Source organism: Sorangium sp. So ce176 (assembly GCF_051519835.1).
GTDB classification, from domain to species: domain Bacteria; phylum Myxococcota_A; class Polyangia; order Polyangiales; family Polyangiaceae; genus Sorangium; species Sorangium cellulosum_G.
In genome coordinates, this window is record NZ_CP150371.1 from 8,853,993 (window position 1) to 8,869,885 (window position 15,893).

Consider the following 15,893-nt stretch of genomic DNA (forward strand, 5'->3'; position numbering starts at 1 on the left):
CTCGGGGCTGCGAGGCCGGGCCGTGGGCGCGCGCGGCTGCGCGGCGGGCGGGCCACGCGCGCGTGCGCGGCGGGCCGGCCACGCGCGCCGATGCGACACGATGTCGCACAGGAGCCGGATTGTCCCGCGAGGTGGTACGCTCCTCGGATGAGCCACGACGATCTCGGACCCGCGCCGATCCGGTTCCTGCGGCCTCCAGGCTGCGGCGACACCGTGCGGCCGATGCGGAGCCCGGCGGTCCACACCTATGTCGCCCTCGCCCTGCACGTCGGCGGTCGCATGCGGGTGGAGCATCGCGGCGAGTTCGAGCTGCGCGCCGGACACCTCCACATCATTCCTGCCGGGGACCCGCACCGCGTGCTGTCCGCGAGCCGCCCCGAGATATGGGGGCTGGGCTTCTGCCGGACGTGCCTCGATCCGGCGCGCTACGGCGGCCTGTTCGCGCCGCTCGACCGCGTCCGCGGCGGGGCCTCTCCCGTGATCGAGCTGCCGACGGCGCGGCAGGCGTACGTGCTCGACCTGCTCCGGGAACTCGAGCGAGAGCAGCAGGCAGCGGCCCCGATGCCCGTGATCGCCGAGAGCCTGCTCGCGCTGGTCCTCGCGGAGGTCGTGCGCGCGAGCGGCGGTATCCAGGCCGCGCCGGCGCAGCGGCCGTCGCTCGTGGCCGAGGCCCTGGCCATGATCGAGGCCCGGTGCCTCGGGCCGCTCTCGCTGAAGGAGGTCGCGGCGGCTGTGCGACGGTCGCCTGCCCACGTGACCACTGCGGTCAAGCAGGCCACCGGGCGCACTGTCGGCGCGTGGATCATCGAGGGGCGCCTGGCCGAGGCGCGGCGCCGGCTCGTCGCGACCGACGAGTATGTCGACGTGATCGCCGAGCGCGTCGGCTACGCCGATCCGAGCCACTTCGTGCGGCTGTTCCGGCGCCACCACGGCGTCACCCCCGCCGCCTGGCGTGCCCAGCACCGCCGCGCCGCCTGACCAGCGAGACGACGCCGCCCTCGAAGCGGATCGGCGCGGCGAGCAGCGCCCGGAACGCCTTGTACCCCGCCACCCCCGGGCGGAAGGCGTGCAGGAACACGTGGTGGCGCCCGTCGGCGCCGATGGCCACCGACGGGTGCCCTGGCCCCCACCATTCCTCGCTGGAGCTCAGGAAGGCCTCCGACGACTTGCTGTACGGGCCCGTGGGAGCGTCCGCCACGGCCGCGCCGATGCCGTAGTGCGCGGTCGAGAAGTCGTTGCCGGCGTACAGCAGGTGATAGCGACCGCCCTCCTGGGTGATCCAGACGCCCTCGATGATGTGCGCTTCCCAGGGCCTATCGTTCTCGAGGATGACGGCGGGCTCCCCCTCCAGCCTGCGGCCGTCCGCCGACAGCCGCTGGGCGTAGATGCGGGTCCTGAGCGCCCGCGATATCAAGGCGATCTCCTCCGCCTGCGCGCCGCGCGCGCGCGCCCGCAGCGTCTCCAGCCGCTCCGCGAACCCCGTGAGCTCCGCGGCCGCCGCCTCGATCAGCGGCTGCAGGACGAAGAACTGCTCCATGGGCTCGAGGGTCTCCACCCACGGCCACAGCGTCAGCGCCAGGACCGCGGTGCGCTCGTCTTCGCGGGCCACGAACAGCTCGCGCACCCAGGCGGGCTCCCGGTGAAGCAGGGCGGCCAGCAGGCGGGGCCACACGCCGTTGTCGTCCTTTTTCCAGACCAGCCAGGGCGCGCCGTGGGCGTCCACGAGGAGGTGGGCGTCGATCACGTCCCCGGTGACGATCGGCGCGTCGTCCGCCTCGAACGGGCCGTCCGGGCTCGCGCCTCGGGCGAGGCCGATTGCGAGCGAGCGGTCCTGCGTGCGGGCGGTGAAGCAGAGCCAGTATGCATCCCCGACCCGGTGCATCTCCGGCGCCCAGAAATCCGCCCGGTTGAAGCCGGTCAGCGTCCAGGCCGGCGTGCGCCCCTCCGGGAAGACGAAGCCGGTCAGCCGCCAGGTCGTCAGGTCGTTCGAGGCCAGGATGGGGAAGGCGTTCGGCGCGTCGTTCGAGGTCACGAGCAAGCGCCACGCGCGCTCGCCCACCCGCACCACGCACGGGTCGCCGTAGCCGTAGAGGATCTCCGGCGCGATGGGCTCGGTCAGCAGGGGCTGCAGCGGCGTCCCGCCATTCCGCTGCGGCGGCGGGGTGCGGGCGAGCGGCATGCGGGTCCCGACGTCGCGCGCCAGCGCCTCGAAGAGGTCGAGGTAGTCCGGCTGCTCCGCCCGGGCGAGCTCGTAGCGCCGCGCGTCCTGCCCCGGCTCGGTCACCTGGAAGCTGCGCGGCCCTCGGCGGTTGAGCGTGACGCCGAAGGTGAACGGCGCGAGGGGCGGCGTCTGCAGGGCGATGGCTTCGGCGTGCATGCGATGGGCTCCTCGAGGACTGCCATGCTCGGCAACAGGGACCTGGACCCGGTCGCGCCGCTGTCCGCCGAAGGCTCGCCGGGCGCGGCACGGCCCCGGCCGCTGCTACCCCGACCCGGGAATGCTGCGATGTTGTACCACGGTCGCTGTCCTGACATGCTGTACGGGGTGATGACGCTGGGGCTCGCCGGCGACGCTGAACGCTGGCGATCCAGGCGACACATGGAACGACGCGCATGCCGAGCAGAACGAAAGAACGACCGGAATCCTCGCTTCCGAAGGGCATCGGGAAGCCGGCGCAGCGGGCGCTCGCTGCGGCCGGCGTCTCTCGCCTGGACGATGTCGCTCGGCTCACAGAAGCCCAGCTCATGGGGCTTCATGGCGTGGGCCCCAAGGCGATCGGGGTCATCAAGGCTGCTCTCGAAGCAGAAGGAAAGTCTCTTGCCAAAGAGACGTAGCCCGCGTCGTCCGGGCACCGCATCCCGCGTGCGCCTGCTCGCGGGGGCGCCGAGTATTGGATAGCGGATAGCGCGCGCATGGGCCGCAGCGTCGAGGTGCTCAGTCGTCGCCCCGGACGCGATGGAGGATGTACCTCGCCGTCAGCTTTCCGAGCTGGCTCGCCGCGTCCCGCGCGCGCCCTCCGCTCGATGGGTTGTACAAGGACGCTGGCGACTTCGTCTCGAACAGGACCTCATCGAGCACCCTCCCGGCCGGGTCGGTGATCTGCACCGTCGCCTTGAGGACCGTGTCCATGTTGAAGACCCCCGTGAAGATGCCGGGCTCGTAGAACGTCACGTTCGAACGGATGAAGAACGGCGCGTCGGCAGCGCTCGTCGCCTGGACGACGGCGACGTCCTCCGACGCTGCCTGCGCGAGGAGAGCCTCGGTGAACTGCTCGTTGATCGCCGCCTTGTCCCCCTGCCAGTTCATCCGCTGCTCGTCGTCCTTCTCCGCCATCCAGTCGGCCTCGGTGACGTCGCCGACCTCGAGGGCGTGGAACGTCACCGGCACGACCCCGAAACGCCCCTTGCCGTAGAACGGGTTCGGAACGGCCTGACGGGTGGTCTTCCAGGGATGCCCGCACCCGGCGAGCAAGGCAGCCAGGCATAGCATCAGGATCCAGAGCGCAGGTCGACGGTGCACAGAGGGCCTCCTTCTCAAGCAGTGGCGGCGCGCGGGCGCATGACGCCGCGATCCTAGCGGCAAGCGCCGGCGGCGGCGTGAGAAAGCGCGCGCCAGTCGCGGCGGTGGGCGATAGGCCAGCTCTGGGCCGTCAATCCCGCAGCTTGGACACGAACGCGACCTTGGCCTCGATCTCGCCGCAGCCCGCGCGCTTCGACATGACGCACAGGGTGGCGAGCAGCAGAACCCTGGCGAGATCCCGCAGCCGGGCCAGGTTGGGCGGCAGGTCGGAGGCGCACACAGCGCCGACGCGAGGGGGGCTGCGGTGAGAGGCGGTCACGCGCGACGTGGAGCCGGAGCGGGGTGCGGGGCTCGCGTGGTGTCACTGGGCAGACGGAACTGTGAATCAACAGTCACACTCGGTCTTGTGTCACAGGGTTCGCTGTAAACGACAGGACACACGTAAGGTCACCCACAGCGGTGCGACCCCAACCTGGGTCGGTCGGTCGCTGCGACCCCAACCTGGGTCGGTCGTACGGGGTCGGTCGCTGCGACCCCAACCTGGGTCGGTCGTACGCTGCGGCTGTAACATTGCAATCGGGCAGCACGACCCCAACCTGGGTCGGTCGGTCGCTGCGACCCCAACCTGGGTTGGTCGCTGCGACCCCAACCTGGGTCGGTCGCTGCGCAACCTGGGTCGGTCGCTGCGACCCCAACCTGGGTCGGTCGTGCGCTGTGGCTGCAATATTGCAATCGCAATCTGCGCGACCCCGACCTGGCGCGACCCCGCCCCCAACCTGGGTTGGGTCGGCGCCAACCTGGGTCGGGTCGGCGGGTCGGCGGGGTCGCCGGCAGCATCACCTGCGCCGAGGCGGCCGATCCTCGCTTCGCCCCCTGCCCGGCCTCCAGCCCGGCTCGGGTCACCGGGCGACGCACGCGCTAGGTCGGGTTCGCATAGGAGAACGCAGCGCGGCTTCCCTCGATGTAGTCGCGCAGCGTCATCGGCGCGCGCCCCGTCAATCGTTGCACCGTATCGAACGTGTCTGCGGCGTCCTTCAGCGATCCATTGCGCGTCCGCTCGAAGACGTTGCGCACGCAGGCCATGTACACCGGGTCCGCGCCGAGCGCCGTCATGGTGCCGAGGAACTCGCCCGGCTCTCTCGCCTCGTCACGCCACGGCAGGCCCGTGACCGCCGCGATCATCGCGGCGATCTCCTTCATCGAGGCGACCTCCGTGCCGAGGCCGTAGGCGCGGCCCGCGTGCGCCTCCGGCTCGCGCAGCACCGCCGCAGCGACGCGGGCGATGTCGCCGGTGTCGACCCAGCTCGTGCGCGCGTCGCCGATGTAGTGGGGCAGAACGCCGGGCGCTGCGCCTCCCACCTGCAGGAGCAGCGGCAGGTTTTGCATGAACGACGTCGGGCGAAGGTGCGTGGCGTCGACGCCCGACCTGTCGATGTAGGCCTCGACGACCTGGTGCCAGGCGAAGTGGACGATCGTCGTATCGGGGCTCGCGTGCGCCCCGAGGTGCACGAGCTGCGTCGCCCCGACGGCCCTGGCAGCGTCGATCGCCGCCTTCGATTGCGCGATCATCTTGAGGTCATACCCGGTCAGCAAGAACACGCGGTCAACGCCGCGCATGGCGCCGACGATCGGCTCGAGGCCTCGCGTCTCGGCCAGGTCGAGGTCGATGAGCCGCGTCTCGACGCCGCGCGCCTCGAAGGCGGGCGCCGCCTCCGGCCGGCGCACGGCGGCGACGAGCTTCACCCGCCCGGCGGCGTTGTCGGGCAACAGCTCGTCGATGAGCGCGCCGCCAATCTTACCGGTCGCGCCGAAGACAAGAATCGTGGGAATGGCCATGTTACGTATCCCTCTCGGTGCAAGCTCGACAGCCTCCATGCTGCGGCCCGCGCTGCGCCTCCGCCATGACCGTTCGTACGGATTGCTTGGCCGTTCGTCCGTGGACCCACCGCACAGCCAGGACCTCGCTGGAACATGGCGCTCGCCCTGCTGCGGCCGGCGACCGGCTGCGGCGACCGGACCAGCGCGACAGCCTCGACCGCGGCCCGGCCGTGGCGCCGCGGCGTCCCCGGCTCGCCCGGCCACAACGGCCCTGGGCAGACGCCGCCCGTGCGGTAGAACGAAGTCCCCCCTTGCCGAGGAGCTGCCGCATGACGAGCCGTCTTCAGGAGCGCCTGCTCGCGATCATGGACCGCAAGAACCACTGGGCCTGGACGCACCTCACCGGCCCTGGGCTGACGCGCGATCAGCTCGCCGTCCACTTCCGGCACGAGTACCGCGTCTACGTGCGCGACTTCCCGGTGCTGCTCGCGCGCGTGCTCGGCCAGTCGCCCCCGGCCGGCGTGCGCGGCGCCCTCGCCGAGAACCTCTTCGAGGAGCAGACAGGCAAGCTCTCGCTGGGCGTGTCGCATCCGGAGCTCTTCCTGGAGATGATCGACGGCCTAGGCATCCCGCGCGCGTCCATCGAGGACGAGTCCCTCCCGATCGAGCCCGAGGCCCGCGCCTACCGGGCGTTGCTCGACCGCGTGAGCGCGGCCCCGCCGTGGGAGGTGGGCGCGGCGGTGCTGACGATCTTCGTGGAGGGCAGCGTTCACGAGCGCGCCGAGCTGGAGGGGCGTCGAGAGATGCCGCCGATCGAGGAGGCGCTGCGCGCGCACCCGATGGTGCGTCACAACGGCTGTCCGCCGGAGCGCATGCGCCTCGTGAGGGCGCACCGGGCCGTGGAGGGCGGGCACCGGCGGGACGCGTGGGAGATGGTGCTGGGCCACGTGCCGGACGAGGGCCCGATGGCCGACGCTGTCGCGTCGGCCGTCGCCGCCGCGCACACGGCGTGGCTTGCCTACCGGGATGGAGTCGCGCGCGCGATGGGCCTCCGGCAGGGGTGAGCGAGCGCGCGCGAGACGGGATCATGGGCGTCGGTGCGCGAGCGGCGTCACCGACGTGACGACGCGTGACACTGCAATCCTACGACCGTGAGCGAACCCATCGTCGCTCGTCGAGAACCGTGATTGAATTTGCCCCCGCACCGACACCCTCCTGACGACTGCGGCGCTGCAGGCGCGCAGCGTTGCCCAGCGAGGGGCCCGGATTTCGAGCCCCGGCGCGAGCGTCGGCCGGGCGGCGGCAACTCCCTCTCACCGTTCGGAGCCGAAGATGATGACTCGAATGCGCGCGCTCTCTGTGATGTCCGCCACGCTCGTGGGGCTGCTCCTGTCCGCGGGCTGCGGCTCGGACGCAGCCGGCGACCCGGAAGGCAGCGGCGGCAGCCCGGCCGCGGGCGGCACGTCCTCCGGCAGCGGCTCGGGCGTGGGCAGCGGAGCCCCGGCCGTGGGCGCGTCGGGCGCGGGCGGCGGAGGCGCGGGCAGCGGGACACCGGGGGCCGGCGGGCCTGGCTCGGGCGGCACCGCCGGAGCCCCCGCGGGCGGCGCCGGCGGCGAGGGAGGAGGCTCCGGCGAGGCGGGCGGCGGCTCCGAAGGCGCGGGCGCCGGAGGCGCCGAGGCAGACGGGACCGGCGCCGGCGGGTCGGGAGCGGGCGGCAGCGGCGCCGGGGATGCGGCGTATCCCTGCGACGGGGACACGAGCGGCTACGACGCCGTGGTGACCCGATCCGGCTCGAGCTGGGTCGCGCAGAACGGCGCCCGCAGCGTCTACAGCGGTGGCGACATGCGGGCCGCGGTGCAGGCGGCGCTCGACAGCCTGCGCTCCGGCCGCACCACCAAGGAGAGCGTCCTGGTCCAGGGCTCGGGGACCATGACCGCGGGCTCGCGGCTGAGCGTGCCCAGCTACACGGTGCTCAACGTCTGCGGCACGATCGACGTCACCGGCAGCGGCTCCGGCGACATGGCGCCCATCTATGCGCGCGGCCGGACCGACATCGAGATACCGAACGTCACGATCAGCGGCACCCCGCTCTACGCCATGTTCTTCCGCGACGTCGAGAACCTCCGCCTCGGCCGCGTCGCGCTGCGCGTCTCGAGCGGCCTCGGCATCCGCATCGACAACCACGGGCGCTCGGACCGCTCCGACAAGGTGACGAACATCGACATCGACCACGTCGACGCCGAGGGGACGAGCTCCCACGCCGTCGAGACCTACGGCGTCGACGACCTCCGCGTCGGCACGGTCATCGCGCGCGACGTCGGGGAATGTGGCCTGCTCCTGAACGACACCACCAACGCCGAGATCGGCAAGGTCGACGCCGTGAACGCGGGCGCGGGCACCGGCTACGCCGCGTTCCGCCTCGCCAACCGCGCGGGGCGCATCGGCAGCAGCTACCCCACGAACATCCGCGTCGGCGAGGTCATCGCCCGCGGCGGCGGCCGCGGGATCTTCTGCGTCTCCGAGAGCGGCGGCGTCACGATCGACCGCATCGACCTCGCCGACACGGGCAGCAACGCGATCCTGCTCGAGAACTGTCACAACGTGAACATCGCCGCTGCGTCCGGGAAGGTCACCGGCGGCGGCGACATCCGGCTCGCCGCGCGCGCCGAGTTCGAGAACTCCTCGGACATCACGATCCAGAACCTCACGGTCACGAACATCGCGGTCAACGAGAACCCCTGCGCGACCAACAGCACGTTCCGCAACCTGACGCTGGTGAACTCGCGCGAGAACACCTGCGATTAGCGAGCGGCCGCGGAGCCAGACGCCGCCCGCGTGCGCTGGAACGTGCCGGCGGTCGATGCGGTCTGGCGCGGCGAGCGGCTGGCGACGCTCCAGGGAGCGTTCGAGGGCCCCCACGTGCGGACGTACACCGGCGAATGAGGAGTTCTCAGCCCGCGATCCCCGCGGCCGACATCATCAAAGGCCGCTCGAATCCAGGGGATCCGAGCGGCCTCGGCTGCGCGGCCCCCCGCCGCGAGCCGCCTTGTCACCACCCCAGAGCTTCGATCATCTTCTCACCATAACGCGTGCCCATGAGAACAACGGACGCATGATCGAAGTGGTACTGATCCATGACGTTGGTCCCCTGCTGAGTGACCCAGTACCCATCAGGCAACATGTCGGCCGCCTGGTGCACGAGGTTGTTATGCCCGCTGCAGCATCCGCCCGCGGGGAGCTCTCCAAGAATGAAGGGGACGTCGTAGTCGACGCCCCAGGCTGCCTTCACCTCGTTATAGAGCTGAACGACCTTGCCGGGCCACGAGCTCTGGCCGCTGTCGGACTCACCCTGGTGGAAGATGATGCCCGCGAAGCGCGCATTCTCAGCCGTCTTCGCCTTGGCGATCTTGTTCAAGATCATCTGGTGATGTGTGCCACCAGAGATGAACGTGTTGATCGACTCACCGCTCTCAGCAGTGGCGACCAACCCGATCGTATCCCCCGCAGCCAGCTTTCCGAGCAGGGTCTTGCCGAACCAGATGCCCGGGTCGACGGCGGTCGACAGGTTCCATCCTTTTTCACCAGGGCAATCGCTGAGCGGCGGATTGGCCACGTTCCACTGTCCGGCCGGCTGATTGCATCCGCCGAGGACCTTGAGCCGCTCGTCAGAATTCTTGTCACTGTCCTGTTTGTCTGCGACACCAGCCATGTTCGACTGGCCCATGAGCATGAAGACGTGAAACGTCGGACGCGAGCTCGGTGCGCCACCGGTGCCTGCCCCGCTGCTAGCCGATCCGGTCCCTACCGTGGCGCCACCTCCAGTTCCAGCGTTCGTGCTGCCTGTCGCGTCGCCTCCGGTCCCCGCGCTCGTGCTGGCTGTCGTGCCGTCTCCGGTCCCCGCGCTCGTGCTGGCTGTCGTGCCGCCTCCGGTCCCCGGACCGGCCCCCCCGGTGTTGTCGTTCTCACCGGTCGCGCCGGACGAACCGGACTCGCCACAACCGGACGCAGCGATGATGAAGAGAAATGGGAGGAGCAGGAGGCCACGTGTGCCTCGGATTGTGCGGTTCATCTCGGTCATGGTCGTTCCCTCGTCGCGCCAGGGCGCGATTTGAAGAGAATGGCGGAAGTGGTCGGCCGGCGTCGCGATGCCGGTGCGGCGAACCTCGCCCGCAAAGAGCTCAGCGCCGGGGCCTAGCCTATCGCATCTCGGGGGCTTGGCATCCAGGATTCGGCCTCAGGACAACACAAGGAAAGACCGTTGACGTTAAATTATTTCATCATCAACGTCGTACGTTCTTCGCTGCGCCTCAAGCGCCGACCGATCGTTTCGAGGCGAAGCGGTTTCATGGTACGGGACCGCGGAAACTTGAAACGGACGCGTCGCGAGGGCAACGCAGGGGACCCAGCACGAGGCAACCGCGCTGCGTCGCGAAACTGGCCAGCCTCCCGGAGTCCCTGGTTCCGTGCGTCAGACGGGTCACCCACCATGTCGAGCTCGGCGCACCACGGAGCGGCTCTCGTGCCGCTTGCTGACGATGCGAGACAGGAGGTCCGCCGCGCTCGCGTCGCAGGGCACATGGCCGAGCTCGTCCGGGCTCAAGAGTTCAGGCCCGGTGGTTCGACGCAAGCGCCGCTCGATCGCAGGGGGCGTCTCGTGCCGTAGCAGACCCGCGCGCGCCGCCGCCAGCGTCGTGAAGCGCACGTTTGTCTGTCGCTCTAGCTTCGTGTGCGGCGGACGCGCGCGCCGAGCTCCTCGAGCCGCGCCACCGCGCGGGCAGGGTCGATCAGGCTCTCCGGGTGGTAGAGCCCCGGGCCGACAGGAGGGCCGCCCTCGAGCCCCAGCAGGCGCTCCGTCGCGATCGCGGCGCCATACGCGCTGAGCCGTGCATAGCTGTCCGCGTCGACGATGTCGTAACGCAGCCGCGCGGCCGTTCCGTCGTCGAGCCGCCCCGACACCTCGACGACGAGGTCCGTCGCGTGGCCCGCGCCGCGCGTGGACGCGTCGCGCGCGGCCATATCGACGCGGATCGACAGCGCGTCGGTCGCCGCCGCGAGGCTGACCACGTCCATCAGCGGCAACGCATGGCCCACCTGCTCCACGCCCTCGGCGTCCGCGAAGCGCCGTGTCGCCGCGTCGCCTCGCGCCCAGGTCCATCTCCCGTCCTGGAGGACGAGCGCAGCCTGCCCGATCTGCTCGTTCCGCTCGAAATCGGCCTGGGACGCGGGACCGCCGCGGTCGTCGGCGTCGACCACGCAGCCGATCGCGATCGCGTCGACGCTCCGGAGATCCTGCGCGAGGTGCAGCGCCGCCAGCGTCGCCGCGCCGCCGAGGGTGTGGCCCAGCAGGAGGATGGGCGCGCGCGTCGGTCGCGCGACGTGATGGGCGACAAGGGGGCCTATCTCCGAGACGAAGTCCGAGAAGGCGATATGAGGCACGCCGTCCGCCTGGGCGCGCTTCACCGCGTTCGACGCCTCGTCCTTGACGAGCGTGACCACGGCGCTGAACGAGGCGCCTCGCTCGAGGCCCAGGTCGCCCCGGCCAACGTCGGCCGTCGTCGCCGTCGTCGGACCGCCGACCTCCGCGGCGACCACGGCCGCTCTCCGCGCGTCGCGCCCGGCGATGGCGATCGGAAGATCTGGATGCAGGCGCCGGAGCGCCCTCGCCGCGCGCGCGCCGACGTGGCCGGAACCGCCGATCAACAGAACAGGTGACATCGCTCGTGTGGCCATCTGGATGGACTCCTCCCGTCGGGTCGCGCAGGCGCCCGGGATGTGCTCGACGCAACTTACCCTCGGCATGTTACCTTCAGTAAGTTACCTTTGGTAATATGTACCGGCCCGCAGTCGTGTCAAGGCGGAGGGCGAGCTCGAACGCGACGCGACGCGCGCTCGCGGCCGACGTGCTCCGCGGCCGCATCGACAGATCCGCCGCTGCGCGGGGGCTCGAGTCGCTGATCGTGCGGTGGCCGTCGATGCGAGGCGGAGCGGCAGCTCGGGCGCCGCGGTTCCGGGCGGCGGAGCGCCGCGCCCGGCCTCGGGGGGCTACGCGACGGTGCTCGGCCGGTACCAGTCGAAGTTGTTGTGGAACGGGAAGCTGTTGATCCCCAGGCTGATGCTCACGTCGAGCGCGCGGACATGGTGCCACCAGCCGACGGGGATGAAGAGCGCGTCGCCCGGCTCGAGCACGACGTCCTTCACGAGCACCGGATCCATCGAGCCCTGCTCCGGGTCCCGATCCGCGTACATCGCGCGCGCGCCGTCGAACAGCGACGTCTCGAACGGCGCGATCATGCGGTAGCGCTTCCTGCCGTACACCTGGCCAAAGAGGATGTTGGATGTGTCGTAATGCAGCGGCGTGACCGTCCCCGCGGGGCCGAGCCACAGCGCCGAGCTGCCGAGGAGGCGCTGCGCGGCGCAGTACCCGTCCGGGAGCACCACGTCGTTCAGCAGGGCGCCGAGGCTCGTCCGCTCGAGGACACGGTTGTTGGCGACCATGTAGAAGTCGTTCGTCTCCGTGCGCGCGGCGTCGATGCGCGCGACGAAGTCGCGCAGCAGCGTGCTCTCCGTGTGCCTGGCCGCGTGCATGTCGTAGTCGGGGTCGCTCAGGCGCCCTGTGGTGACGTCGACCGCGACGTCGCCGAAGGTCTCGGCGAGGTACGCCGGCGTCCACCGGCCGAACGCGGGCCAGCGGGTCACGACGTCGGTCAGGATGACCGGCATGTTCCCGGCGACGTAGACGTCGCGAAGCTCCGCGGCGGACACGCCGGAGCGCCGCGGGATCCCCGTCGGGTCGAGGGCCGTCGACGCCATCCGCTGCTTCAGCCGCGCCAGCATCTCGTGCTGCCGCGCAGCGCGCGCGAACGGCCGAGCGGCGAGGAAGATGGGTGAACCGACGATCGCCGAAAGGAGCTCCTTCGCCTGTGCGCTGCTCACGCCCGCCGCCTGGAGCTGCTCCGAGACCAGGCGCTCCGGCACGCCGCGCAGCAGGTTCTCCGTGGCCCAGCGCCACCATTCAGGCGCGACGTCCAGCTCCCGATCCTGTTCACCCATCGTCGACCTCGATCTCAGCTCAAGGGAACCACCGGCGCGACGCGCGAGACCTCACTCGCACGGAGGAGGCATCGGCGGCGGCATCGGCGGGATGGGATCCCCCGCCTCGCCGTCCGGAAGCGGCGGCGGCATCGGCGGGATGATCTCCCCCGCCTCGCCGTCCGGAGGCGGCGGCGGCATCGGCGGGATGATCTCGCCCTCCTCGCCATCCGGAAGCGGCGGCGGCATCGGCGGGATGATCTCCCCCTCGTCGCCGCACGGAGGAGGCATTGGCGGCGGCATCGGCGGGATGGGGTCACCCGCCTCGCGGTCGAGAGGCGGCGGCATCGGTGGGATGACCTCGCCCTCGTCGTCGATCGGCGGATGCATCGGCGGGATCACCGTCCCGCCACCACAGCCCTCTTCGGTGTGCGTCCCGGCGCTGGACTGGTCCCCCTGGCTCCCGTCCTCGGTGCTCGGCGCGTTGCAGGCAACAACAAAGACAGCAGCAGCCGCAGCGGCAGCTCGGGATACCCCCCGTACCAGGGCCGCCGTGCGAGGCGGGGGCGTGGGCAGCGGCGATAACAAGGCCGCATCGTCCGGAAGAAAGACACGTGACATGAACACCTCCGCTGCGGACGTCGTGCACGGCATGTGCCAGCTCCCATCCGCCGAAAATCTCTGGAGATCTCGCTGCCTGCGGCCGGGACCGGACACCCCCGGCCAGTCACTGGCCCAGAGTGGCGCAGCGGGGATGGCTCTGTCACCCCGATTCGGTCGGTGTCGCTGCCGGCCCGGACCGCCGGATGCCCTGCCGCGCCGGCGGCGCGCGCGGCGACGCACGCCCGGCGCCGGGCGGCGCGCTCGGCCTCGGGCCGGGCCCGCGCGAGCGAGGCGTCGTCGAGGGTGAGGCCGCACCTCCTCGGGGTGAGCGCGGCGCCGCGGCAGTCGGCGGCGAGCTGTCGAGGAACGCCTCCACGACGGCGAACCAGAACATCGCCGCGCCCGCAACGACGCTGACGCGGCGCGCTCCTCCGGTTGTGACTGACACGCGGGGGGTTCACTGGTAGAGTCGCGCGCATCGCTTGGGCCATTCTGCGCCCTTCTTTGAGGAGATCTCCAGCATGTCGTTCTCGGTTCGTTCCTTTGGCTTGTTTGCTGTGCTCACGCTTGCATCCCTGGTCGCGTGCGGCGACGACTCGAACTCCGGAGGCGCCGGCGGCGCGGGCGGCTCTGGCGGCGACGCCGCTGGCCCGGGGAGCACCTCTGCCGGCACCGGCGTGACCAGCGGCGTCTCCAGCGGCGTCACCACCAGCGGCGCGACCTCGGGCGGCGCGACGACAGGCGTGACGACCTCCGCCACCACCGGCACGGGCGTCACGGGGACCGGGGGCGGCGACAGCACGACCAGCACGGCGACCGGCGGCACGGGCTCCGGGTCGTGCGATATCTTCTGCTCGGACTTCGAGGGCGGCGCGCTGCCGTCCGAGGTCCAGTTCTACCCCGAGTACCTGCGCGCCAACATGGGTGACTACGTCACGCTGGACAGCACGGGTCACAGCGGCTCGCGCTCGGTCAAGGTGTCGGGCACGGGCTTCAGCCAGATGCTCGGCGTCCCCGTGCCGAGCGCGTTCTGGGGCAGGATCTACCTCAAGGGCGACTCCGCCAGCCAGATGGGCCACAACACCTATATCGCGGCGACGACAGGCAACGGGGACCCCAACGAGGGTGAGCACATCCGCATCGGCGAGCATCAATGTCAGCTCGAGCTGAACCGCAAGAGCGACGACGCCGAGAAGCTCTCGAACGGCGGCATGTACACGTGCTCCGGCGGCGTGAAGCTCGCCGCGGACACCTGGTACTGCCTCGAGTTCCACTACGACGGGCCGGGCCGCGAGGTGCGCGTGTTCGTGGACGGCGCCGAGGTCGAGGCGATGCACGTATCGGACTGGGGTCCGTACGACTACAAGCTCTTCAAGTTCGGGTTCGAGAAGTACCACGGTGGAAACAAGACGATGTGGTACGACGATATCGCGCTCGGGACGGAGCGCATCGGCTGCGACACGTGACGGTCGCGCCCGTCGCCGAGGCCCTCTCGCAGCGCCTCGTGCAGGTCAGTCGTCCATGACCGCGTTGACGATCCCGTCGAAGAACTCCGCGCTGCCGACCGAGTCCAGCATGCGGTTCCAGCCGGGCTCGTCGAACGGGGTCGGCAGACCGTGGTTGGTCAAGAGCACCCCGAACAGCTCGCGGCGGGGGTCGATCCACAGGAACGTCCCCGCGCCGCCGACCTTCCCGTAGGCGGTCCTGCCGAGGCGCATCCCGCCGTTCGAGAAGCGGTGGGTCGCGAGCTCCCAGCCGTAGCCCTTGGGGGTCAGCAGGAGGTTCGAGAGCGGGGAAACGTCGGTGTCCGCCGCCCTGACCTCGGGCGTCTGGCAGCTCACCATCGCCGCGGCGGCCTGGTGGCTCAGGATGCGGACGCCGCCGTACCGGCCGCCGTTCAGCATCATCTGGCAGAAGGCAGCGAGGTCCCGCGCCGTCGAGAAGACGCCGTCACAGCCGGCGACGCCGCCGAGGGCGTAATCCTGGTCGTCCTGCACCTCGCCGCGGACCACGCGGCCCCGGAGCTCGGAGAAGCCCGTGGCGGCGGTGCGCTGGATCAGCGCGGCCGGCGGGTTGAAGGTCGTGTCGCGCATGCCGAGCGGGCCCCAGATGCGCGCCTTGGCGAACGTGTCGAGGTCCATGCCCGAGGCCGCCTCGATCACCCGGCCGAGCAGGCGGTAGGTGAGGTCGCTGTAGAGCACCTGCGTGCCGGGCACGTACTCGAGCGGCGCCTCGGCCATGCGCCGCCAGACGCGCTCGGCGTCCGGATCGTCGAGGAACTGGCTGTCGAGCGGCAGGCCGGACGTGTAGCGGAGCATGTCGCGGACCTTGACCGCTCGCTTGCCGTTCGCCGCGAAGCCGGGCACGAAGTCGGAGATCCGGTCGTTCAGCCGCAGGACGCCGTCCTGCACCAGGATCATCGCCGACGTCGCGGTCGCGAGGACCTTGGTCATGGAGAGCAGGTCGAACAGGGTGTCGAGCGTGACCGGCTCGTCCTCGCCGCGAACCCGGGTGCCGAACGCCCGGTGGCCGACGATCCTGCCGCGACGGGCGATCAGGGCGACAGCGCCCGGGAAGAGGCCGTCGGTCACGCGGCGCGAGACGCGCGCGAAGACGTCCTCGATGCGGTCCGAGCACATGCCGACGCCCTCGGGCGAGCCGGGGAGGAGCCGGTCGTGAGCGAGCCCCCCCAGCGGCGGCGTCCCGACCCAGGTTGAGGGCGGCGGCGGCGGCGGCGGCCCGACCCAGGTTGAGGGCGCCGCCTCGGCGACCCGGGTTGAGAGCGCCGCCGCCGCTGGCGCGAACGCTGCCACCGCCGCCGCACGACCAAACCCCTGGAGAAGACGCCTGCGGTTGAAAGTTCCATCCTCAGTACACATGACCACTCCTGAGCCGTGGGGGGAAGCGGGGCGAGCTGCGCCAC

Annotated in this window: 15 protein-coding genes; 6 read left to right on the forward strand and 9 right to left on the reverse strand. The window is 71.0% G+C overall.

All coding sequences use genetic code 11. The annotated features are described in order from the left end of the window. The first annotated feature begins 147 nt into the window (after positions 1–147). On the forward strand, positions 148–978 hold the full coding sequence (locus WMF42_RS33410; protein ID WP_437686950.1) for a helix-turn-helix domain-containing protein: 831 nt from the start codon (positions 148–150) through the stop codon (positions 976–978). Here the strand turns inward: WMF42_RS33410 and WMF42_RS33415 are convergent. Beyond that, positions 935–2,377, reverse strand: coding sequence for a family 43 glycosylhydrolase (locus WMF42_RS33415; RefSeq protein ID WP_437686951.1), 1,443 nt, complete (start codon positions 2,375–2,377; stop codon positions 935–937). The genes WMF42_RS33410 and WMF42_RS33415 overlap by 44 nt on opposite strands. Positions 2,378–2,613: 236 nt before the next feature. On the opposite strand from WMF42_RS33415, the gene WMF42_RS33420 reads away from it, so the two are divergent. After that, positions 2,614–2,835: a DNA-binding protein gene (locus tag WMF42_RS33420; RefSeq protein WP_081427086.1), complete on the forward strand. Its 222-nt coding sequence runs from the start codon at positions 2,614–2,616 to the stop codon at positions 2,833–2,835. A gap of 100 nt (positions 2,836–2,935) precedes the next feature. On the opposite strand, the gene WMF42_RS33425 is transcribed toward WMF42_RS33420, so the two are convergent. From WMF42_RS33425 to WMF42_RS33435, 3 genes are all read right to left on the reverse strand, one after another. After that, a complete protein-coding gene (locus WMF42_RS33425; RefSeq protein ID WP_061613044.1) occupies positions 2,936–3,520 on the reverse strand; it encodes a hypothetical protein in 585 nt (194 codons plus the stop codon). A gap of 130 nt (positions 3,521–3,650) precedes the next feature. Further along, positions 3,651–3,839 (reverse strand): hypothetical protein, encoded by a 189-nt coding sequence (locus tag WMF42_RS33430; protein ID WP_155799083.1) that lies wholly within the window; start codon positions 3,837–3,839, stop codon positions 3,651–3,653. A 599-nt stretch (positions 3,840–4,438) separates the two neighbouring features. After that, positions 4,439–5,356 carry an NmrA family NAD(P)-binding protein gene (locus WMF42_RS33435; RefSeq protein WP_061613045.1) on the reverse strand — a complete coding sequence of 306 codons (918 nt, stop codon included), beginning with the start codon at positions 5,354–5,356 and terminating at the stop codon, positions 4,439–4,441. A 135-nt stretch (positions 5,357–5,491) separates the two neighbouring features. Between WMF42_RS33435 and WMF42_RS33440 the strand changes: the two genes are divergently transcribed. The 3 genes from WMF42_RS33440 (at position 5,492) to WMF42_RS33450 (ending at position 8,143) form a co-directional block, all read left to right on the forward strand. Further along, positions 5,492–5,635 (forward strand): hypothetical protein, encoded by a 144-nt coding sequence (locus WMF42_RS33440; RefSeq protein WP_155799084.1) that lies wholly within the window; start codon positions 5,492–5,494, stop codon positions 5,633–5,635. Between the two features lie 32 nt (positions 5,636–5,667). Then, complete coding sequence (locus WMF42_RS33445; protein WP_061613046.1) at positions 5,668–6,402, forward strand: iron-containing redox enzyme family protein; 735 nt, start codon at positions 5,668–5,670, stop codon at positions 6,400–6,402. Positions 6,403–6,682: 280 nt separating this feature from the next. Then, positions 6,683–8,143: a hypothetical protein gene (locus WMF42_RS33450; protein ID WP_437686955.1), complete on the forward strand. Its 1,461-nt coding sequence runs from the start codon at positions 6,683–6,685 to the stop codon at positions 8,141–8,143. 244 nt (positions 8,144–8,387) lie between these two features. Here the strand turns inward: WMF42_RS33450 and WMF42_RS33455 are convergent, their stop codons facing one another. The 4 genes from WMF42_RS33455 to WMF42_RS33470 form a co-directional block, all read right to left on the reverse strand. Continuing rightward, positions 8,388–9,416, reverse strand: coding sequence for a sialate O-acetylesterase (locus tag WMF42_RS33455; protein WP_061612571.1), 1,029 nt, complete (start codon positions 9,414–9,416; stop codon positions 8,388–8,390). 638 nt (positions 9,417–10,054) lie between these two features. Next, positions 10,055–10,930, reverse strand: coding sequence for a hypothetical protein (locus WMF42_RS33460; RefSeq protein ID WP_437686957.1), 876 nt, complete (start codon positions 10,928–10,930; stop codon positions 10,055–10,057). Between the two features lie 450 nt (positions 10,931–11,380). Beyond that, positions 11,381–12,388: a cupin-like domain-containing protein gene (locus tag WMF42_RS33465; protein WP_437686958.1), complete on the reverse strand. Its 1,008-nt coding sequence runs from the start codon at positions 12,386–12,388 to the stop codon at positions 11,381–11,383. A gap of 51 nt (positions 12,389–12,439) precedes the next feature. Beyond that, positions 12,440–12,757 carry a hypothetical protein gene (locus WMF42_RS33470; RefSeq protein ID WP_437686960.1) on the reverse strand — a complete coding sequence of 106 codons (318 nt, stop codon included), beginning with the start codon at positions 12,755–12,757 and terminating at the stop codon, positions 12,440–12,442. A 734-nt stretch (positions 12,758–13,491) separates the two neighbouring features. Between WMF42_RS33470 and WMF42_RS33475 the strand changes: the two genes are divergently transcribed. Next, positions 13,492–14,436 carry a hypothetical protein gene (locus WMF42_RS33475; protein ID WP_061612348.1) on the forward strand — a complete coding sequence of 315 codons (945 nt, stop codon included), beginning with the start codon at positions 13,492–13,494 and terminating at the stop codon, positions 14,434–14,436. A 45-nt stretch (positions 14,437–14,481) separates the two neighbouring features. Here WMF42_RS33475 and WMF42_RS33480 read toward each other — a convergent pair whose 3' ends face one another. Next, positions 14,482–15,783, reverse strand: a complete 1,302-nt coding sequence (locus WMF42_RS33480; RefSeq protein WP_437686962.1) for a serine hydrolase domain-containing protein — start codon at positions 15,781–15,783, stop codon at positions 14,482–14,484. Positions 15,784–15,893 lie beyond the last annotated feature (110 nt).

Bases quoted from the DNA above. Each gene is read 5' to 3' on its own strand.
- WMF42_RS33470 (WP_437686960.1), bottom strand. From the start codon at position 12,757: ATGCATCCGCCGATCGACGACGAGGGCGAGGTCATCCCACCGATGCCG.
- WMF42_RS33450 (WP_437686955.1), top strand. From the start codon at position 6,683: ATGCGCGCGCTCTCTGTGATGTCCGCCACGCTCGTGGGGCTGCTCCTG.
- WMF42_RS33410 (WP_437686950.1), top strand. From the start codon at position 148: ATGAGCCACGACGATCTCGGACCCGCGCCGATCCGGTTCCTGCGGCCT.
- WMF42_RS33475 (WP_061612348.1), top strand. From the start codon at position 13,492: ATGTCGTTCTCGGTTCGTTCCTTTGGCTTGTTTGCTGTGCTCACGCTT.
- WMF42_RS33420 (WP_081427086.1), top strand. From the start codon at position 2,614: ATGCCGAGCAGAACGAAAGAACGACCGGAATCCTCGCTTCCGAAGGGC.
- WMF42_RS33465 (WP_437686958.1), bottom strand. From the start codon at position 12,388: ATGGGTGAACAGGATCGGGAGCTGGACGTCGCGCCTGAATGGTGGCGC.
- WMF42_RS33415 (WP_437686951.1), bottom strand. From the start codon at position 2,377: ATGCACGCCGAAGCCATCGCCCTGCAGACGCCGCCCCTCGCGCCGTTC.
- WMF42_RS33445 (WP_061613046.1), top strand. From the start codon at position 5,668: ATGACGAGCCGTCTTCAGGAGCGCCTGCTCGCGATCATGGACCGCAAG.
- WMF42_RS33455 (WP_061612571.1), bottom strand. From the start codon at position 9,416: ATGACCGAGATGAACCGCACAATCCGAGGCACACGTGGCCTCCTGCTC.
- WMF42_RS33435 (WP_061613045.1), bottom strand. From the start codon at position 5,356: ATGGCCATTCCCACGATTCTTGTCTTCGGCGCGACCGGTAAGATTGGC.
- WMF42_RS33440 (WP_155799084.1), top strand. From the start codon at position 5,492: ATGGCGCTCGCCCTGCTGCGGCCGGCGACCGGCTGCGGCGACCGGACC.